At 59.6% G+C, this 20,255-nt stretch carries 17 protein-coding genes; 6 read left to right on the forward strand and 11 right to left on the reverse strand.

From position 1 onward, the window contains the following. Nucleotides 1-34 precede the first annotated feature (34 nt). From PDR5_RS20290 to kdpF, 5 genes are all read right to left on the reverse strand, one after another. Entirely contained in the window at nucleotides 35-2,686 is a 2,652-nt protein-coding gene (locus PDR5_RS20290; RefSeq protein ID WP_064598368.1) for a sensor histidine kinase, read from the reverse strand. Between the two features lie 128 nt (nucleotides 2,687-2,814). Next, a complete protein-coding gene (kdpC, locus tag PDR5_RS20295; protein WP_064598370.1) occupies nucleotides 2,815-3,360 on the reverse strand; it encodes a potassium-transporting ATPase subunit KdpC in 546 nt (181 codons plus the stop codon). 272 nt (nucleotides 3,361-3,632) lie between these two features. Beyond that, complete coding sequence (kdpB, locus tag PDR5_RS20300) at nucleotides 3,633-5,690, reverse strand: potassium-transporting ATPase subunit KdpB (protein WP_064598372.1); 2,058 nt, start codon at nucleotides 5,688-5,690, stop codon at nucleotides 3,633-3,635. A 10-nt stretch (nucleotides 5,691-5,700) separates the two neighbouring features. Then, on the reverse strand, nucleotides 5,701-7,395 hold the full coding sequence (gene kdpA, locus PDR5_RS20305) for a potassium-transporting ATPase subunit KdpA (RefSeq protein WP_064598374.1): 1,695 nt from the start codon (nucleotides 7,393-7,395) through the stop codon (nucleotides 5,701-5,703). Between the two features lie 8 nt (nucleotides 7,396-7,403). Further along, a complete protein-coding gene (kdpF, locus tag PDR5_RS20310; protein ID WP_007950940.1) occupies nucleotides 7,404-7,493 on the reverse strand; it encodes a K(+)-transporting ATPase subunit F in 90 nt (29 codons plus the stop codon). A gap of 417 nt (nucleotides 7,494-7,910) precedes the next feature. Here kdpF and eat point away from each other — a divergent pair, with 417 nt between their 5' ends. Beyond that, complete coding sequence (gene eat / locus PDR5_RS20315) at nucleotides 7,911-9,275, forward strand: ethanolamine permease (RefSeq protein ID WP_064598376.1); 1,365 nt, start codon at nucleotides 7,911-7,913, stop codon at nucleotides 9,273-9,275. A gap of 119 nt (nucleotides 9,276-9,394) precedes the next feature. Continuing rightward, nucleotides 9,395-9,562: a DUF2897 family protein gene (locus PDR5_RS20320; protein ID WP_064598378.1), complete on the forward strand. Its 168-nt coding sequence runs from the start codon at nucleotides 9,395-9,397 to the stop codon at nucleotides 9,560-9,562. Nucleotides 9,563-9,605: 43 nt separating this feature from the next. Here the strand turns inward: PDR5_RS20320 and PDR5_RS20325 are convergent, their stop codons facing one another. Further along, entirely contained in the window at nucleotides 9,606-10,457 is an 852-nt protein-coding gene (locus PDR5_RS20325; protein WP_064598380.1) for an urea carboxylase-associated family protein, read from the reverse strand. A 175-nt stretch (nucleotides 10,458-10,632) separates the two neighbouring features. Here PDR5_RS20325 and PDR5_RS20330 point away from each other — a divergent pair, with 175 nt between their 5' ends. Then, nucleotides 10,633-11,190 (forward strand): TetR/AcrR family transcriptional regulator, encoded by a 558-nt coding sequence (locus PDR5_RS20330; RefSeq protein WP_039770515.1) that lies wholly within the window; start codon nucleotides 10,633-10,635, stop codon nucleotides 11,188-11,190. Here the strand turns inward: PDR5_RS20330 and fabF are convergent. The 4 genes from fabF to PDR5_RS20350 all read right to left on the reverse strand — a co-directional run bounded on the left by fabF (nucleotide 11,187) and on the right by PDR5_RS20350 (nucleotide 15,937). Then, nucleotides 11,187-12,461, reverse strand: coding sequence for a beta-ketoacyl-ACP synthase II (gene fabF, locus PDR5_RS20335; protein ID WP_064598382.1), 1,275 nt, complete (start codon nucleotides 12,459-12,461; stop codon nucleotides 11,187-11,189). The genes PDR5_RS20330 and fabF overlap by 4 nt on opposite strands. Before the next feature lie 26 nt (nucleotides 12,462-12,487). Beyond that, a complete protein-coding gene (locus PDR5_RS20340) occupies nucleotides 12,488-13,282 on the reverse strand; it encodes an SDR family NAD(P)-dependent oxidoreductase (RefSeq protein ID WP_064598384.1) in 795 nt (264 codons plus the stop codon). Between the two features lie 214 nt (nucleotides 13,283-13,496). Continuing rightward, nucleotides 13,497-13,832 (reverse strand): ComEA family DNA-binding protein, encoded by a 336-nt coding sequence (locus tag PDR5_RS20345; RefSeq protein ID WP_064598386.1) that lies wholly within the window; start codon nucleotides 13,830-13,832, stop codon nucleotides 13,497-13,499. Between the two features lie 110 nt (nucleotides 13,833-13,942). Then, nucleotides 13,943-15,937, reverse strand: coding sequence for a polysaccharide biosynthesis protein (locus tag PDR5_RS20350; RefSeq protein ID WP_064598387.1), 1,995 nt, complete (start codon nucleotides 15,935-15,937; stop codon nucleotides 13,943-13,945). A gap of 344 nt (nucleotides 15,938-16,281) precedes the next feature. Between PDR5_RS20350 and cysC the strand changes: the two genes are divergently transcribed. The 3 genes from cysC to PDR5_RS20365 all read left to right on the forward strand — a co-directional run bounded on the left by cysC (nucleotide 16,282) and on the right by PDR5_RS20365 (nucleotide 19,150). Beyond that, nucleotides 16,282-16,875 carry an adenylyl-sulfate kinase gene (gene cysC / locus PDR5_RS20355; RefSeq protein WP_064598389.1) on the forward strand — a complete coding sequence of 198 codons (594 nt, stop codon included), beginning with the start codon at nucleotides 16,282-16,284 and terminating at the stop codon, nucleotides 16,873-16,875. Beyond that, nucleotides 16,872-18,254 (forward strand): FAD/NAD(P)-binding protein, encoded by a 1,383-nt coding sequence (locus PDR5_RS20360; RefSeq protein ID WP_064598395.1) that lies wholly within the window; start codon nucleotides 16,872-16,874, stop codon nucleotides 18,252-18,254. The genes cysC and PDR5_RS20360 overlap by 4 nt, the downstream gene beginning before the upstream one ends. Before the next feature lie 134 nt (nucleotides 18,255-18,388). Further along, a complete protein-coding gene (locus PDR5_RS20365; RefSeq protein ID WP_082934434.1) occupies nucleotides 18,389-19,150 on the forward strand; it encodes an SGNH/GDSL hydrolase family protein in 762 nt (253 codons plus the stop codon). 68 nt (nucleotides 19,151-19,218) lie between these two features. On the opposite strand, the gene PDR5_RS20370 is transcribed toward PDR5_RS20365, so the two are convergent. Then, on the reverse strand, nucleotides 19,219-20,199 hold the full coding sequence (locus PDR5_RS20370; protein ID WP_082934435.1) for an NAD-dependent epimerase/dehydratase family protein: 981 nt from the start codon (nucleotides 20,197-20,199) through the stop codon (nucleotides 19,219-19,221). Nucleotides 20,200-20,255: the final 56 nt, after the last annotated feature.

The raw sequence follows: 20,255 nt of genomic DNA on the forward strand, positions 1-20,255 counted from the left end.
ACGAAAGAGTGGCAAGAGAGTAGCGCAGCGCGGATCAGGCTTCACCGTCCATCCCCGGTTGCGTCTGCAACGGCAGGTGCAGGGTGATGCAGGTGCCGCGCCCGTCGATACCGTCGCCGACACTGATCCGCCCGCCATGGGCGCCGACCATGCCCTGACAGATCGCCAGCCCCAGCCCCGTGCCCTGCCCGCCGCGATCACCCCGGGCGGCGGTGTAGAACATGTCGAAAATCTTCGCTCGCTCATCGACCGGAATCCCCGGTCCTTCATCGCTGACCGAGAAAAACACTTCGCTGTCATCCACCCCGGCGCGCAGTTGCAAACGACCGTGGGATGGCGAGAAGCGTGCGGCGTTTTCCAGCACGTTGACCAGCGCCTGCTCGATCAGCGCGGCATGCACGTAAAGCAGCGGCAACTCGGCCGGTACATCGGTGCTCACTTGCAACGACGACAACACCGCCCGCAGACGATTGAGCGCACTGCCGACGATGTCCGCCGGCGACACCCAGTCCCGCGCCAGCTTCAGGGCGCCGTGGCCGAGACGGGTCATGTCCAGCAGGTTCTGGATGTAGCGGTCGAGACGTTCGGCTTCATCGCGGGTGCCTTCGAGCAGCTCGCGGCGATCCTCCAGCGGGATCGCTTCGCCGAGGGCCAGCAGGCTGTCGATGCTGCCGCGCATCGAGGTCAGCGGCGTGCGCAGATCGTGGGACACCGAGGCCAGCAAGGCGCTGCGCAATTGTTCGGTTTCACCGTGCAGACGCGCGGCTTCCAGGTCATCGGCGAGTTGCGCCCGGGCCAATGCTTGAGCCAGGGGCTGACTCAACGCGGTCAGCAAACGACGACGTTGGCCGCTCAGGGTCTGGCCCTCTTTGGCACACACACCGAGCAGCGCCAGCGGTCCGTCCTCCACCGACAGTGGCCACCACCACCAGCGCCCGAACGGCAACGTACCGGTGCCCATGCCCGCCGGTTGATCGTGTTGCCAGGCCCAGTCGGCGGCGGCGCGCTCGGATTCAGTGAATTGCAGCGGCCCGCCGGTTTCGACTTTCCAACCGCCCTGCCCGTCGCGATTGAGCAGGCACAGTTGCAGATCGCTCCAGCCATTGAGGTGTTGGGCTGCGGCGCTGACCACGGCCTGACGGTCGGTGGCGGCGGTGAGTTTGCGCGACAGGTCGAGCAGTTCGGTGGTTTCTTCCTGGGTATCGCGCAGCGCCTGCAATTGCCGCCGCTGACGCGCTGCGAGGTTACCGGTGAGCGCCGCCATCAGCAGGAAGAACAGCAAGGTCAGCACGTCTTCTTCGCGCTGGATGCTGAAGGAGAAATTCGGCGGAATGAACAGAAAGTCATAGGTCAGAAACGACAGCGCCGCACAGGCCAGCGCCGGGCCGAGACTGCTGCGCACCGCCACCAGAAGCACCGCCGCAAGAAACACCAGCGAGATATTCGGCAACGGCAGCACGCTGGAGACCGCCCACGCCAGTGCACTGGCCAACAGCGTCGCGACCAGCGCCAGCGCGTAGTCGAACCACACCAGCGTCGGCGCGACACGCGGGCGCGGTTGATGCTGTTCCTGATCACTGTCCAGCACGTTGATTTCCAGACCATGGGCCTGACGCAGCAAACGCGCCGCCAGCCCACCACCGAACAGACGCCTGCGCAGGCGCGGCCGCGACTGACCAACCAGCACCAGACTCGCCCGCCGTTCCGCCGCATGCTGGATCAGGGTTTTCGCCACCTCGCCGGCCCGCAGCAGCACCACTTCGCCGCCGAGGCGTTCCGCCAGTTGCTGGGCGCTTTGCAGGCGCAGGCGCGATTGCTCGTCACGCACACTGCCGTTGTCGACGTGCACCAGACTCCACGGCAAATGCCGACGCTGGGCCACCCGACTGGCGTGACGCACCAGCCGTTCAGCCTGGGCATCGCCATCGACGCCGACCAGCAAGCGCCCGCGCACCGCTGGCGCGGCCTGGCCAAGCTGACGATAGCCCTGAGCGAGATCGTTATCGACTTGCGCGGCAGCGGTCTGCATCGCCAGTTCGCGCAGCGCGGTGAGGTTGGTCTGGGTAAAAAATGCATCGATCGCGGCGCGTGCCTGCTCCGGCACGTAGACCTTGCCTTCGCGCAGGCGCTCGAGCAGTTCGCGGGGCGGCAGGTCGATCAGCAGCAGTTCGTAGGCCTCTTGCAGCACCCAGTCCGGCAGGGTTTCGCGCACCTGCACGCCGGTGATGCCGCGCACCTGATCGTTGAGACTTTCCAGGTGCTGGACGTTGACCGTGGTGTACACGTCGATGCCGGCGGCGAGCAGTTCCTGAATGTCCTGCCAGCGTTTGGCGTGACGACTGCCGGGGGCGTTGCTGTGAGCCAGCTCGTCGACCAGCACCAGTTTCGGCTTGGCCGCGAGCAGGCCATCGAGGTCCATTTCTTCGAGCGTCACACCGCGGTATTCCGAGCGCACCAGCGGCAGTTGCGGCAAGCCGCCAAGCAGCGCTTCGGTTTCGGCGCGGCCGTGGGTTTCGACCACCCCGGCGATGACTTTCACGCCCTGGCGCAATTGGCTGTGGGCCGCCTGCAACATCGCGTAGGTCTTGCCCACGCCCGGCGCGGCGCCGAGGAAAACCTTGAGCCGGCCGCGTCCGTCGCGGGGCAAGTCTGCTAACAGCGCGTCGGCACGGCCGGAGTCACTCATGCTTGAAGCTCTCTTCCTGATGTTTGTGTATTGCCTGGACTGCCGTCATCGCTGGCAAGCCAGCTCCCACATGGGGAATGCGTGCTCCTGTGGGAGCTGGCTTGCCAGCGATTGGCCGCGCCACCGACTCAGAGCTTTTCCAGCGCCATGTTCAGCGCCAGCACATTCACCACCGGCGGGCCCACCAGCGGCTGTTCGATGTGCGCGTCCAGCAGTTGCTGCAAGGTCGCCACCGGCACATTGCGCGCGGCCGCGACACGCGCCAGTTGATAGGCAATCGCCGCCGGTGGCAAGTGCGGATCGAGACCGCTGCCGGAGGTGGTCAACAGCGCCAGCGGCACCGGGCCCTGACCGGGCACCTGCAGCTTGTTGGCGTCATCGATCACTCGAGTGGCCAACGCCGGATTGCTTGGCGACAGGTTGCTCGCGCTGCTCGACACGGTGGCAAAGGCACCGGCCGATGGACGCGGATGGAACCAGGCATCGCCGACAAAATCCTGAGCGATCAGCGAGGAGCCACGCACCTTGCCTTCGGCGTCGCGCACCAGACTGCCGTTGGCCTGCTCGGGGAAGGCAACCTGGGCAACGCCGGTCACCACCAGTGGATAGGCAACGCCGGTGACCAGGGTCATCAGCACCAGCAGGCTCAGGGCCGGACGTAACATTGTGGACATTTCAAAATCCTCGAATTCATTGGGCAAACTTTGGTGGGGTGTCAGGAAGATCCCTCTCCCTCACCCCAGCCCTCTCCCCCAAAGGGGCGAGGGGGAAAGGGAGCCGATCTTTGTGCTTTTCAAATCCTGAGTTCGGCTCGATATCTCAGGTCGATGTAGCTCTTACAAATATCTCGGTCAGTCCCCTCTCCCTCCGGGAGAGGGTTAGGCGGGCGGCGTTCCGATGAGGGCTGGATCTCAAGCCGTGTAGAGATCCAGCAAACACCGCTCACTCAAACCAGATGCAACGCCGTCAACAGCATGTCGATCGCCTTGATCCCCACGAACGGCACCAGAATCCCGCCCAGACCATAGATCAGCAAATTGCGCCGCAGCAGCGCCGCCGCACTCGCCGCCTGCACCCGCACACCGCGCAGGGCCAAGGGAATCAGCACAACGATGATCAGGGCGTTGAACACAATGGCCGACAGAATCGCGCTCTGCGGACTGCTCAAGTGCATGATGTTCAGCACGCCCAATTGCGGGTAGATCGCGGCAAACAGCGCCGGCAGGATCGCGAAGTACTTGGCCACGTCGTTGGCGATGGAAAAAGTCGTCAGCGCGCCGCGAGTCACCAGCAATTCCTTGCCGATCTGCACCACGTCCAGCAGCTTGGTCGGGTCGCTGTCGAGGTCGACCATGTTGGCCGCCTCACGCGCGGCTTGTGTGCCGTCGTTCATCGCCATGCCGACGTCAGCCTGGGCCAGCGCCGGTGCGTCGTTGGCGCCATCGCCGCACATCGCGACCAGCCGACCGTCGTTCTGCTCGTGACGGATGCGCGCCAGTTTCTTCTCAGGTGTCGCTTCGGCCAGCACGTCGTCGACGCCTGCTTCAGCAGCAATCGCGGCAGCAGTCAGCGGGTTGTCGCCGGTGACCATCACCGTGCGGATCCCCAGCTTGCGCAGCTCGGCGAAACGCTCGCGGATACCCGGCTTGACCACGTCTTTCAGGTGGATCGCCCCGAGCAGTTTGCCGTCGGCGCAGACCAGCAACGGGGTACCGCCGCTCTGGGCGATCTTGTCGATTTCCCGGGATAGCGCCGGGGCCAGATCCTTGCGTTGTTGACCGAGGAAGGCCAGCAGCGAATCCACCGCGCCCTTGCGGAATACACGGCCCTGGTAGTCGACACCGGACAAACGGGTTTCCGCACTGAACGGCACGGCAGTCAGGGTCTCCGGCGCCGGTTCCGGCTGCGGATTGGAGCCGCGCAGGTACTCGACGATGGACTTGCCTTCGGCAGTTTCGTCGGCCAGCGAGGCGAATAGCGCGCCTTCGGCCAGCTCACGGGCATTCACACCCGGCGCCGCATACACCGCGCTGCAACGACGGTTGCCGAAAGTGATGGTGCCGGTCTTGTCCAGCAGCAACACATGCACGTCACCCGCCGCTTCCACCGCACGACCGGATTTGGCGATCACGTTAAGGCGCACCAGACGATCCATCCCGGCGATACCGATCGCCGACAGCAGACCGCCGATGGTGGTCGGAATCAGCGTGACCAATAACGCCACCAGGAACACCAGCGGCAGGCTGCCGTTGGCGAAGTGGGCGAACGGTTGCAGGGTCACGACCACCAGCAGAAAGATCAGGGTCAGGCCGATCAGCAGGATGTCCAGCGCCACTTCGTTCGGGGTCTTCTGGCGTTTGGCGCCTTCGACCAGCGCGATCATGCGGTCGAGGGTCGATTCACCTGGATTGGCGGTGATCTTCACCAGCAGCCAGTCGGACACCAGCCGGGTGTTGCCGGTGACGGCGGAGCGGTCGCCACCGGACTCGCGGATCACCGGAGCCGATTCACCGGTGATCGCGGCTTCGTTAACAGCCGCGATGCCTTCGATAACCTCGCCGTCACCCGGGATCATTTCCCCGGCTTCGACGCGCACCACATCACCCTTGCGCAGGCTAGTGGCTGGCACGACCTGGAAGCTGCCGTTGGCCAGTTTGCGTCGGGCGCTCAGGCCTTCGCTGCCAGCCTTGAGGCTGTCGGCGCGGGCCTTCCCGCGACCTTCGGCGAGCGCTTCGGCGAAGTTGGCGAACAGCACGGTGAACCACAGCCACAGGGCGATTTGCGCAGCAACGAAGGTCGGCACGCTGCTGTCGGGAATGAAGCACAGCACGGTGGTCAGGATCGCCGTCAGTTCGACCACCAGCATCACCGGCGAGCGCTGCAACTGCCGCGGGTCGAGCTTGACGAACGCTTGCACCAGCGCCGGACGCCACAGGGCGCTGATCGCGGTTTTCGCTTGTTCCGGCGCCTTGACGGCGGCGGGCTTGATTGCGGGCATATTCATCATTGACTCCTTAGAAGCCCATGCTCAGATGTTCGGCGATTGGGCCCAGTGCGAGGGTCGGCAAAAAGGTCAGGCCGCCCACCAGCAAAATGGTCACGGTCAACAGGGTCACGAACAGCGGGCCGTGGGTCGGAAAGCTGTTCTGGCCGATCGGTGCGGTTTTCTTCATCGCCAGGCTGCCGGCCAGGGCCAGTACCGGGAGGATGTAACCGAAGCGGCCGATCAGCATGCCCAAGCCGAGCATCAGGTTGTGGAACGCAGTGTTGGCGCCGAAGCCGCCGAATGCCGAACCATTGTTGGCACTGGCCGAGGTGTAGGCGTAGAGCAACTGACTGAAACCGTGCGGGCCGGGGTTGCTCACCGCCGCCACCGGGCCCGGCAGGCTCGCGGCAATCGCGCCCAGCACCAGCACGCCGACCGGCATGACCAGCAGGGTGACGACCAGCAGTTGCACTTCACGGGCCTGGAGTTTCTTGCCGAGGTATTCCGGGGTGCGGCCGATCATCAGGCCGGCGAGGAACACCGCGATCAGCACGTTCAGCAACATGCCGTAGAGCCCCGCGCCGACGCCGCCGAAGATCACTTCGCCGACCATCATGTTCACCAGCGCGACCATCCCGGTGAGCGGGTTGAGGCTGTCATGCATGCCGTTGACCGAACCGTTCGACGCCGCGGTGGTGGTCACCGACCAAAGAACAGTGGCAGTGGTGCCGAAGCGCGCTTCCTTGCCTTCCAGCGGCGCGGTCTGCTCGACGGCGACGTTGTTCAAGGCAGGGTTCGGTTGATACTCGGCCCACAGCGAAGTGGCGCCGCCGATGATGAACAGCGCGAGCATGCAGCCGATGATGGCGCGGCTCTGACGCAGATCCTTCACGTAGTGGCCGAAGGTGAACACCAGCGCCACCGGGATCAGGATGATCGACGCAACTTCGAACAGGTTGCTCCAGGCGGTCGGGTTCTCGAACGGATGCGCCGAGTTGACGCCGAAGAAACCACCGCCGTTGGTGCCCAGTTGCTTGATCGCAATCTGGCTGGCGGCCGGGCCGAGCGGGATCACCTGATCAACGCCCTGCATCGTCACAGCATTCACGTATTGCGCGAAGGTTTGCGGCACGCCCTGCCACACCAGGTACAGCGCCAGCAGCAGGCACAGCGGTAGCAAGCCGTAGAGGGTGGCGCGGGTCATGTCTACCCAGAAGTTGCCGAGGGTTTTGGTGGACTTGCGCCCGATGCCACGGCACAGCGCAACCAGTACAGCGAGGCCGGTGGCGGCGCTGACGAAGTTCTGCACGGTGAGGCCGACCATCTGGCTCAGGTAGCTGAGCGACGCTTCGCCGCTGTAGGCCTGCCAGTTGGTGTTGGTCATGAAACTGACGGCGGTGTTGAACGCCAGGGTCCACTCCTGGCCCGGCAGGTTTTGCGGGTTCAGCGGCAGGTGATCCTGGAACAGCAGGATCGCGAACAGCAGCAGAAAACCGGCGAGGTTGAACGCCAGCAGCGCCAGCGTGTACTTCTGCCAGCTCTGTTCGTCCTGCGGATTGACCCCGGCGATGCGGTAACAGCCACGTTCGACCGGGCCGAGAATCGGCGTCAGCCAGGTACGCTGGCCCTCCATCACCTTGTAGTAGAAGCGCCCGAGGAACGGCGCCGGCAGCAAGACCACCGCGAAGAATGCGAGGATCAGCCAATAGTCATAACTGTGCATAGCCGCTCCTAAGTCCGATCCGCGCGCAACAGCGCAACCAACAGATAAATGAACAGCCCCACTGCCAGCAGCAGTGACACCCCGTCCAGAACGCTCATGGAAGATCTCCGTGTTACGGCGTATTGCCGCGTGTGGAGGCATTGTCGGAAAGGAGGCTGTAAAGGAACGAGAGCGAGGGTGTGGGCGGGGCATAAAGAAAGCGTAAAGAGTGGGTTTACGCGGGCGTTACAGCAAAGTTTTGCGTCGTGTGGACGGGCCTCTTCCCGGGCAAGCCCACTCCCACAACTTGAAATGCGCGCGCCCAGACACCGCTGATACCTGTGGGAGCGGGCTTGCCCGCGAAGACGGCAGCGCAGACAACATCGCACCCAACTGGCGCACAATTTTGTGGGCATTGCGCCGCGAACATCCCCGATACGACAGCTTTCATCCCATTACGACCCACCAATACAAAATGGCACGCCCACTGCACACGCCCTTCCCCGAGCTTTCCAAACCGTTCAGGGAGCAAACGCATGAACACACAACTCAAACCCACGCTGGGCACCTTGCACCTGTGGGGCATCGCGGTGGGGCTGGTGATTTCCGGGGAGTACTTCGGCTGGAGTTACGGCTGGGGCGTCGCGGGAACCCTGGGTTTCCTGGTGACTTCGTTCATGGTCGCGACCATGTACACCTGTTTCATCTTCAGCTTCACCGAATTGACCACGGCGATCCCCCACGCGGGCGGGCCGTTCGCCTACAGTCGCCGCGCCTTCGGTGAAAAAGGCGGATTGATCGCCGGGCTGGCGACGCTGATCGAATTCGTCTTTGCTCCGCCTGCAATCGCCTTGGCGATTGGCGCGTACCTGAACGTGCAGTTTCCGGCCCTCGATCCGAAACACGCGGCGGTCGGCGCGTACATCGTGTTCATGGGTCTGAACATTCTCGGGGTGAAACTGGCCGCGACCTTCGAACTGATCGTCTGCGTCCTGGCCGTCGCTGAGTTGCTGGTGTTCATGGGTGTGGTCGCCCCGGCGTTCAGCTTCAGCAACTTCGCGCTGAATGGCTGGGCCGGCTCGGACATTTTCGGCGCCCCGGCGATTGCCGGGATGTTCGCGGCGATTCCGTTTGCGATCTGGTTCTTCCTCGCCATCGAAGGCGCAGCCATGGCGGCCGAAGAAGCCAAGGACCCGAAACGCACGATTCCCAAGGCCTACATCAGCGGCATTCTGACGTTGGTGTTGCTGGCGATGGGCGTGATGTTCTTTGCCGGCGGCGTCGGCGACTGGCGCACCCTGTCGAACATCAACGACCCGCTGCCTCAGGCAATGAAAGCCGTGGTCGGCGACAACTCCGGCTGGCTGCACATGCTGGTGTGGATTGGTCTGTTCGGGCTGGTGGCGAGTTTCCACGGGATCATTCTTGGCTACTCGCGGCAGTTCTTCGCCCTCGCCCGCGCCGGTTATCTGCCCGCCTCGCTGGCGAAACTGTCGCGCTTCCAGACCCCGCACCGGGCGATCATCGCCGGCGGCGTGATCGGTATCGCAGCGATCTACAGCGACGGCCTGATCAACCTCGGCGGCATGACCCTCACTGCCGCGATGATCACCATGGCCGTGTTCGGCGCAATCGTGATGTACATCATGAGCATGCTCAGCCTGTTCAAACTGCGTAAGTCCGAACCGAATCTGGAACGCACCTTCCGCGCGCCGTGCTACCCGCTGATTCCCCTGATTGCATTGGTGCTGGCGGTGGTGTGTCTGGTGGCGATGGCCTGGTTCAATGCGCTGATCGGGCTGATCTTCCTCGGCTTCATGGCGGTCGGTTTCGGCTACTTCCTGTTGACCGGCCAATTGCGCGCCAATGCCCCGGCAGATGCCATGCTCACCGGACTGTAAACCGCCAGGGGCATAACCGGCCTAGAATGGAACCACTGCGAATGCACTTCGCTCAAAGTGGTATGCAGCGTTGCACGGCGAAACCCTCGCCCGTCGACCTGCCTTTAAGGAGAGCCGTTATGCCCTGGTATGCCTGGTTGATTCTGGTCGTTGCAATCGGCTCGATCGTCGGCGGTCTGATGATGTTGCGAGACACCGCCAACAAGGTCGAACTGACCGAAGAACAACGCAAGCGCGTCGCTGAACGCAACGCCGAAGCGGACATCAAGGACGCGCAGGACCGCTGAACGAAAACCCCGCCTGAATCGGCGGGGTTTGTTTTTGTGGCGATTACTTTTCCCACTCGGCCTTGGCAATGTGCAAGCCATGCAGGCCTTTGTACGCCGCACGTTCAGGCTGGCTCCAGCCTTCGAGCAGCGCATCGTCCAGACGATAGATCTCCACCCCGAGCGGGCGGCATACCGTCAGCGGATCCTGCGCGTCCGGCCCCCACATCGCCAGTGACAGATCACCACCGGGACAAGTCGACAACGCGCACAGCAAGTCGATTTCGGCGAAGAACTCAAGATAATCGCCCTTCTGCGCCGGGCAGGCCTTCATGAAATACAGGTCATCGTGATTCAGACCGGTGCACTGGAAGATGTTCAGCACGTCATGCACATCGAACTCGGTCAGGCCATGGGGCAACACGGCGCGGGTCAGGTTGGAATGGCAGTGATGATGGAAATCCTCGCCGGTGAGCATTTTGTTCACATAAGGATCGCAGCGCGTGCCGAGCAAATCGTGCAGGCGCCCGCCGTGCTCGTCGATGCCATAGTCGGCCAAGCTGTCATCGGTGATGGTCACCAGAGGTCGCAGGAAAGGCAGGTTCGACCACAACCGATCGTGGGTGCTGACATGCGCGCCCTGCAATTGCCGGGTGCGCGCCGCCCACATCCGTTCACGTGGATCGTGTGCGTTCCACACATTGAAATCGCCCACCTGGGGCCCGACCGGTGTGGTGACGCGAAACACATGCCCCGCCGGCACGTGCCAGGCGCGGCCGGTGCGGATCGGCACCTCGAATTGCTCGATCAGCGTGCGCCCGTCCTTGCGGTCGCGAATCCGTTCATAGAAAGGTGTATCGACCTGCAACGCCGAGCCTTTGCTGACCTGATAGGCGGCCGGGTAGTCTTTGTACATGATTCTCCTGCTCCTCAAGTGATGGCAACTTTGCAAGCTGCAACCACTATCCGTGCCAACCGCTGATGGCTGTTACGAACATGTCGGAGTCACCGGACTATTTTTTAGAAGTAGAAGTACAGTCACCATTCAATTTGCATTGGTTAAGATGGCGCTCTTGTTGCGGAGAGTTTAAATGCGTTACTCGCAGGATCATAAAGCCCAGACCCATCAGCGCATTATCAAGGAAGCGTCCGAGCGGTTTCGCAAGGACGGCATTGGTGCGACCGGACTGCAGCCATTGATGAAGGCGCTGGGCCTGACCCATGGCGGCTTTTATTCGCATTTCAAATCGAAAGACGACCTCGTGGAGAAAGCCCTGCAGGCAGCCGGTGATCAGGTCGCGGGGCTGTGTGCCGAACTCTTCGCTCAAGAAAAACCGCTGGAAGCCTTCATCGACACTTACCTGTCCGAGTGGCACCAGACCACGCCGCATGAAGGCTGCCCGCTGCTGACCATTTCATCGGAGCTGGGGTTGCGCGGCCAACCGAGCCCGACCAGCGACGAAGTACTCAAGGCTCGCCTGGACCAGATCGAAGGCACCCTTGAAGGCGAGAACGCCGCCGAGCGCAGCATCGTCATCATGGCGACGCTGGCCGGGGCGCTCCTGCTGTCACGCAGTGTCGCGAATCCTGAATTTGCGCAGCAGATCCTAGATGTCACCCGCGAACACCTCAAACACTCGGAAGACTAAGCCTGCCAGCGCTTGAACAGCACGCTGGCATTGACCCCGCCGAAGCCGAACCCGTTGGACAGCGCATACTCGATCGGCATCGACCGCGCCTGACCGTGGACGATGTCCACGCCTTCGCTGGCCGGATCGGGATTTTCCAGGTTGAGGGTCGGCGGAACGATTTGATCGCGGATCGCCAACAGCGTGAAGATTGCTTCCAGACCTCCCGCCGCACCGAGCAGATGCCCCGTCGCGGATTTGGTCGAGGTGACGGCGATTGCGTTTTGCGCACCAAACACCGACTTGATTGCGGCCAACTCACCGAGGTCGCCCACCGGCGTCGAAGTCGCATGCGCGTTCAGATGCTGCACCTGATCCGGCGTGATACCGGCCTGGGCCAGCGCCAGTGTCATCGCCCGGCGAGCGCCGCTGCCATCTTCCGGCCCGGCGGTCAGGTGATAGGCATCGGCGCTGGTGCCATAGCCGACCAGTTCGACCAACGGCTGCGCGCCGCGCGCCAGTGCGTGCTCCAGCGACTCGATCACCAGCAGCCCGGCGCCCTCCCCCATCACGAAACCGTCACGTCCACTGTCGAACGGACGCGATGCGCGTTCGGGCTTATCGTTGTAGCCACTGGATAAAGCACGCGCGGCCGCAAATCCGGCAAGACTGACGCGATCGATACAGGCTTCCGCACCGCCGCACACCGCGATGTCGGCCTCACCGGCACGAATCAGCCGGGCCGCATCACCGATCGCCTGCACGCCGGCGGCACACGCGGTGACCGGCGCGCCGAGCGGGCCCTTGAGACCGTGCTGGATCGAGACATGCCCTGCGGCGAGATTGACCAGAAACGAGGGAATGGTGAACGGCGACAACCGTCGCGGACCACGGCTGTCGGTCGTGCGTACCGCATCGGCGATAGCGCCGAAGCCGCCGACACCGGAGCCAATGATGGTGGCCGTACGCTCCTGAGCGTGGGATTCGGTCGGGTGCCAGCCGGCCTGTTCAAGCGCCTGCCGCGCAGCCTCCATCGCGAACAGAATGAATCGGTCCATTTTTTTCTGCTCTTTGGGCGGCGTGGCCCGATCCGGATCGAAACCCGCTTCGGCGTCTTCCTCCATCGTCGGCACCACGCCGCCGACCCGGGTCGGCAGATCGGCAATGACCGCCTCCGGCAGGTTTCGCAATCCCGAACGCCCCGCCAGCAAGCGCTGCCAGACAACTTCGACGCCGCTTCCCAAGGGCGATACCAGGCCCATACCCGTGACAACTACTCGACGCTGATCCATATCGGGTTGACCTCTCTCGACTTGATTTACTTGTATCGGCTGGCGGCAGAGCTATGGGACAGATTGGGCGCCATCACATGACGCGCGGCGACGAAGGCTTGCCATTCCCCGGCATCGGGCAGCGAAGGAATCGTGACCAATTCGCCCTGATCCAGGCCGGACAGCGCGGCATCGACCATCTCGCCCGCCTCCATGACCATTTCCGCCGGAATATTGGTGGCATCCAGACCCGAACGCTCCCAGATTTCGGTGCGCGTCACTCCAGGCAGAACCGCTTGCACCTTGACACCTGTGCCTTCGAGTTCCGCATTCAGCGTTTGGGAGAGGCTCAATACATAAGCCTTGCTGGCACTGTAGGTGGCATTGAAACGCTCAGGAAACAGGGCGACCACCGATGCAATGTTGATGATCGTGCCGCGCCCGGCGCTGGTGAAGGCAGCGGCGGCGGCCGAAGCCAGTCGGGTCAGGGTCGTGACATTCAGCTGGATCAGCTTCTCCAGTTCATCGGGATCGGCGTTGGCCAGCAATCCGTTGGATGCTACGCCAGCATTGTTGACCAGTAGCGTGATGCTGGAATCGCTGCGCAAACGCTGCTCAAGCTTGATCACATCATCCTTTTTCGTCAGGTCGGCCTTGAGCACTTCAACCTGAACGCCATGTGCGTCCCGCAGCTTGATGGCAGCGGACTCCAAGCGCTCCTGATCACGAGCCACCAGCAGCAGATCGAAACCACGTGCCGCCAACCGCTCGGCATACACCGCACCGATGCCGGAAGAAGCGCCAGTGACCAGCGCCGTGCCTTGGGATTTCGGGGAATTCATGACGATACTCCTGGGATGCGTGAGGAATGAACGACCGCTAAAAAGCAGAACGCTTCAGTGGCGACTGAAATTATTATAGGCATAATCTCAAGGCAATATGACAGCCATAATTTTCTATTTCCCGACGGAAAGGCTGTCGCCCTCCTGTGTTGTGCTCCACCTGGAAGCAAAAAGGGCCGGTCAATGACCGGCCCCTTGGCGTTGAACAATCAGCTTAGTTCACTTCCAGCTTGTCGCGGTTGCGATCCAGAATCGCCTTGCCGATCCCCTTCACTTCCAGCAGCTCATCCACAGACGCAAATGGACCATTTGTTTCGCGATACGCAACAATGGCATTGGCCTTCGCCTCACCCACGCCTGCCAGCTCCTTTTGCAGCGTCGCCGCATCTGCCCCGTTGAGATCGACTTTCCCACCTTTGGAAACGGATGCAGCATCCATCACCTGTAAGGTTTTCGGTGGTTCAGCTGTGACCAAAGGCGCCGCAACCGCCGCGATCGAGGCGCTGGTGAGCAAGGCAAAAACCAGGGAGTAAAAGTAACTGCTACGCATAAGTGACGCTCCATCATCATTTGAGAAAGCAGCTTTTCCGAAGCTGCTCCCCAAACTTAGATCACGATCGCCACCTGTCAAAAACGTGTCCGTTACAGGATGTGAAACAATCAGGGTTCGAGACGGCGTTGCTGGTAGATCCAGTCAACGATTTCGCCGTCAGGGGTGTAACCGCTCACGGTTTCACGCAATAGCTGGCGAACGCGGGAGTAGTCGTCTTTCTCGACGGCAATCAGCAGCTCATGCAATCGCGCCTTCAGCACATCCCAAGACAGATGATCTTCGTTGGCCGTCATGATCATCGGATGCGAGGTAGCGGCGACATTATCGCCGATCAGCAACTCTTCGTAGAGCTTCTCGCCCGGGCGCAAACCGGTGAACTCTATAGAAATGTCACCGTGTGGATTACGCTCGGAACGGATACTCAAGCCTGACAAATGAATCATTTTTTCTGCCAGTTCGACGATTTTCACCGGTTCGCCCATATCCAGCACGAACACATCGCCGCCCTGCCCCATTGATCCCGCCTGGATAACCAGTTGCGCCGCCTCGGGGATGGTCATGAAATAGCGGGTGATTTTCGGATGGGTGACGGTCAGTGGGCCACCGGTTCTGATCTGGCTGTGAAACAGTGGAATCACTGAACCTGAAGAACCCAGCACGTTACCGAAACGAACCATGGTGAAACGGGTTTTATTCACCCGGGACACATTGGCTTTGTCGCCGAACAGAACCGGAGCCAACTCGCGGCTCAGGGCTTGAAGCGTCAATTCCGCGAGGCGCTTGGTGCTGCCCATGATGTTTGTTGGACGGACAGCTTTATCCGTGGAAATCAGCACAAAATTTGAAACACCGGACTGCAAGGCAGCCTGAGCGGTATTAAGCGTGCCAATTACATTGTTCAGCACACCTTCAGCAATGTTGTGCTCCACCATCGGCACATGCTTGTAGGCCGCAGCATGGTAAACCGTCTCGACCTTCCAGGTTTTCATGACGTCCAGCAATTTATCCTGGTGGCGAATTGATCCGAGGATCGGCAGCAACCTGACCGGCACCGATTGACGAGAAGCACGCTGTTCCAGTTCCGACAAGATGTTGTAAAGATTGAACTCACTGTGTTCGAACAAAATCAGGGTCGTTGGCCGAAGCGCGAAGATCTGCCGACAAAGTTCCGAACCAATCGACCCTCCCGCCCCAGTGACCATGACAGTTTTGCCGTTGATGCACCGGGCTAGCAGATCGGGTTGCGCAGGCACGGAATCGCGGCCCAGCAAGTCGGCAATATCAACTTCCTGAATATCCTCAACTTTGACTCGACCGCTGGCAAGATCGGTGAAGTTGGGCACGCTTCGCACATGCAGTGGAAAACCTTCAAGAAGATTCAAGATCTCCCGGCGTCGCGCCCGGGTGGACGACGGCAGGGCCAAAAGGATTTCCTGAGCCCCGGTGACGTCAATCATTTGTTGAATGTGTTTGGGCTTATACACTTGCAGCCCGGAAATCGAACGGTCGGATATACCGGAATCGTCATCGATAAATGCCACCGGACGCATGACTCGTCCCATGCGTAGCGCTGCAACCAGCTGATTACCAGCGACTCCGGCACCGTAAATGGCCACTTTGGTCAGCCCATCGTCACGGTTGGTGAAAGGCACATGCTGCGCGGCAGTGAACCAGTCGCCCATGAAATATTGCCTTAGGCACAGCCGCAGGCCACCGATGATGACCATGCTTAACCACCAATAGTTGAAGATGATCGAACGCGGTACTACGGACTCATGATTGCTGTACCAGAAAACGACCACGGCCAGTATCAATGAAGAAAGACTGACAGCCTTTACGATTGCAATAAGCGCATCGTTACCGAAGTAGCGCATGACAGCACGGTACATGCCAAAGCGTATAAAAAACGGGATCGCAATAACTGGCGCGCATGCGAACAGCCATATATGAGCAGCGATCGGGTTATACATATCATCGACGCCCAAACGCACGATGAAAGAGAGCCATAAAGCGACCCAAACCAACACCACGTCGGTAATCACCTGCAGCAAACGCTTTTGCTTGCGAGGCAGACCCAGTAAGACCGTCCGCACCTTATCCATTCACGCACTGGAGCACGTAGCTCCCTCCTTCAGCAGTCGAGGTTGGCATTCTACTCCCAATACCTGAAGGATCAGATGGATAGTTGATCCAACAGTTGCGTCGATGACACTGCGCCCGCCAAGTCCAACCGATTCTTCGCGAGCAATTTACCCAGCGCATGGCTACAATCCCCCAACTACCGAAAATGTAAAGTGCTCTCAGAATTGCGAACCCCTTCGCGGTCAATCCATTGCATCGACCGAGGCACTGGCAAGGAGAGCAGGAGACGGAAATCCCATTACTCGTGAAGGTCTTCCCATCCAGCGAACATCATTTTCCAATTTTCAGTGCTTAATGAGAAATCATGTCCGAAAATCTTGTAGCTCACACAACCGCCGTGGATGCCGAGCGTCGCAGCATTATCAAAAACCAGCAACCTACCGTTATTTGGCTTACTGGGCTTAGCGGAGCGGGTAAATCATCCATTGCCAACGCATTGGAGCTGGCGCTGTGCAATGAAGGCCGACACACCTATCTGCTCGACGGCGACAACGTCCGGTTGGGTCTTTGCCATGACCTCGGATTCAGCGACAAGGATCGCATCGAAAACATACGTCGCATCTCCGAAGTCTCCAAGCTTTTCATCGATGCCGGATTAATCGTTATCACCGCTTTCATATCTCCGTTCAAACGTGACCGCGCCTTGGCTCGAGAAGTCATCGGTGCGGAAAATTTCATCGAGGTGTTCATTGATACCCCACTCAATGAGTGCGAGCGCCGGGATCCAAAGGGTCTGTACAAAAAAGCTCGCCAGGGATTGATCGCCAACTTCACCGGCATCGACTCGGCCTATGAGCCGCCGGATAACCCGCAAATCAAAATCAACACTCTGGAAGATGATCTTCCGACTGCAGCCCGGCGCATCATCGACTTTATCAACAAGCAATCGAACCAATGAAAACCCTAGTCATTATTGGCGCAGGCTTCAGTGGAACGGTTGCCGCCATCGAGTTTCTGCGTTCCGCCCCCGAAGACACTCGACTGATCATCATCAATAGATCTGGCGCAGTTGCGCGGGGCTTGGCGTATGGCACCAGCAGTTCAAAACACCTGCTGAATGTCCCGGCAGGCAATATGAGCGCGCTCGTCGATGATCCAGACTCGTTTCTGAACTACTGCCAGGCTCTCATTCCCGATACGACCTCCAGTTCTTTTGTATCCAGAAAGCTGTATGGCGATTATCTTGCTTCGCTACTGGAAAGTGCCGAAAGAGATACCAAAAGCCATATTGCGGTGGAACGTATCTGCGCAGAAGTCGTGTCACTCAAACCCCACGAGCAAGGTGCTCAGATAAAACTGTCTGGGGGCAAGACTGTCTTGGCCGATCAGGTCATTTTGGCATTCGGCCACTTCCCGCCGCGTACGCCGGCAGCACTGACGAGCCTGCTCGAATCGCCGCACTACGTCGCCAATCCGTGGGCTGGATCAGTGACCGACTCGGACAAGCAAAGTGAATCGATTCTACTGATCGGAAGCGGTCTGACTGCACTTGACGTGGTCTCAAGTCTTGGAAAAGTCAGCGATGCAGGTCAGATATACCTGCTCTCGCGCCGCGGACTAATGCCACTGTCACACCGGGCACACAAGAACGGGCAGCAGCCACCGACGTCTTGGCGCGATGAAATGCTCAATGCTGAACCGACGGTCTTGAGTTACTTGCGAACCCTCAAGGCGCAAGTTGAAGCGGGGAAAGCGCTCGGACTCAACTGGCGCGATGTTATAGCTGCTATTCGCCCGATTACCTCTCGACTGTGGATGCGCCTGCAGACGAAGGAGCGCAGACGGTTTCTTCGCCACCTGCAACCCTATTGGGATGTTCACCGCCATCGCGTAGCACCGCAAACCCATGAGTTTTTTGCGGACGCAGTCAACCGCAAAAAAATCATTCCCATCGCCGGGCGTATCCGCTCGATTGAGACAGGCGATGGAAAAACGCTGATCACCTTACAGCGACGCGGTCGTCATGATGTAGAGAAACTGCAGATTGATCGCATCATCAATTGCACAGGACCGAACTCCAATCCGAACCTGATTGATGAATCGCTGATCCAGCAATTGATCAGCGACGGGCTGATAACTGTCGACGATCTTGGCTTGGGCTTGCGCGTCGATGAGCATCTCTGCGTACAAAGCAAAAACGGCAACCCATCCCCGTGGCTTAGTTATGTCGGGCCGATGCTCAAAGCCGAACTGTGGGAAGCCACCGCAGTTCCCGAACTGCGCGTGCACGCGAGCGCACTGGCCAGACGGATATCCGGTAAATTGAAACAACCTTGAGCCTGCCACGCCCCCAGGGAACGCCAGCACATTGACGCCCAAACGTTACGTGCGCGTACCCTGGATCGAGTCCCTCTCTAAGCCGGCTGCTTTAGGTTGATCTCTAAGAAACTCCATCAGGATCCAAACGGACAATGAACTCTGTACTCGTGCTCGGCGACTCTCACGCTTTGGTTTTCAGCTCCGAACAAATGAGAGGCTTGTTTCCCGAACATTCCTTCGAGGTCATATCCGTCGGCGGAGCTACGGTATCCGGATTGAAGAATCCGAATGCCGTCACTCAAGCCATGCCGCAATATCTCGCCGCACTGCAAGCCACCACCGCAAACACAGTCATCGTAATGCTGGGTGAGGTCGATACAGGGTTTGTAATTTGGTACCGGGCACAAAAACATGGCAGCTCGGTCGAGCAAATGTTGGCGCAAGCCGTTGGCAATTACCAAAACCTGCTGCGGGATATAGCGAAGAAATTTCAAGTGATCTGCATCAGCACTCCTCTTCCGACTATCCGTGACGACATGCAGTGGGGAGATGTTGCCAACTTGCGAAAAGAAGTAACCGCTTCCCTGTCCCAACGGACGCAACTGACTAAAGAGTTCAACTCGCTCATGGAAAATTTTTGCCTTAAAACAGGCATAAGCCACCTGAACTTTGATGAGCTTTCCACTGATGAGTTGGGTCAGCTTAAAGAAACCCTACGCAACCCGGACCCCAACGACCATCACTATGATCAGACAGCGCACGCGAAGATGATAGAACCCCTTCTAAAGCCTGTGCTGCTGCACAGCAAAACCGACAAACAACTTGCTGCTGAACCAGAAACTGCCATCGCGCCCCCTGCTGAAAACACCTCATTAATTGGTAATCTAGTGAGAATATTTCTTCGCAGGAAATAAAAAACCCGTTGATCACTCAACGGGTTTGTTCGATTAGCTGACAGCAGCCGCGGATCGGCGCACGCCTCTCACGCAATTCTTGAGGATGGGCTCTCTTCCAGCCATTGTACAAACCGCTCGAGCCCCAGCTCGAAGCTGACGGCAGGCGTCCATCCTAACGAACGCTTGGCTCGCTCGATGCACAAAACACTCACAGGCACGTCAAACCCTCGGGCGGCCATGTACTGCCGATTCGCCTCACGCCCCGTAATCTTTTCAATCGCATCCAGCAACTCATTCAAACTGTGCCCATGACCAGAGCCAATATTGAACACGTGTTCATCGGCAGAGCACTCAATAGACGCCAGCAAGGCTTGTACAACATCAGCGACATGAATGTAGTCACGAACCACCGACCCATCGCCCCAGATTTCAATGGGTTCACCGCGCAGGACTTTACCCAGAAAAACTGCGACAGCACCTTGGCTGGAATGGGTTCGCTGCCCTTCTCCATACGGATTGGCCAATCGCAAGACGGTGTAATCAAGGCCATGCAGGCGATGAAAAAGTGCCAGATATTTCTCGATTGCCAATTTCGCAATCCCGTACGAACACGCAGGATCAGTAGGATGCGTTTCGGGAATCGGCACCTGCAGGGGATCACCGTAAACGGTTCCTCCCGATGACACGAAAACGATCTTCTTGATACCGGCCTCGACGGCGAGGTTCAACAAGCGAACGGTTCCCACGAGATTACTCTCAATATCAAACACTGGATCTGCGTTCGATGATTTAGGCAACGTCGTCGACACAAGGTGGTAACAGACATCACAGTCTCTTAATGCTTCGGTTATATCGGCCTCACTGGTGAAATCGCCTTCATACAACTCGAAACGTGTATCCGCTGTGTGCGATTCACCAAGCGCCACAACGTTAGGCCGATCAAAGCAGCGCACAGCATGCCCCTGCTCCAGCAATGCCTCTATCAGGTGGGTACCGATGAAGCCGCGACCGCCCAATACCAACGTCCGCAATCCTGAGGAAGTCGAGGTGTTCTCGGATGTGTTCAATGTAGTCTCCAATGCTTTAGAGGCTTGATTTGCTTGGGGATGAGCAGTCGGCCAAG

The sequence above is a fragment of the Pseudomonas sp. DR 5-09 genome (assembly GCF_001655595.1).
Taxonomy (GTDB): Bacteria; Pseudomonadota; Gammaproteobacteria; order Pseudomonadales; family Pseudomonadaceae; genus Aquipseudomonas; species Aquipseudomonas pharyngis.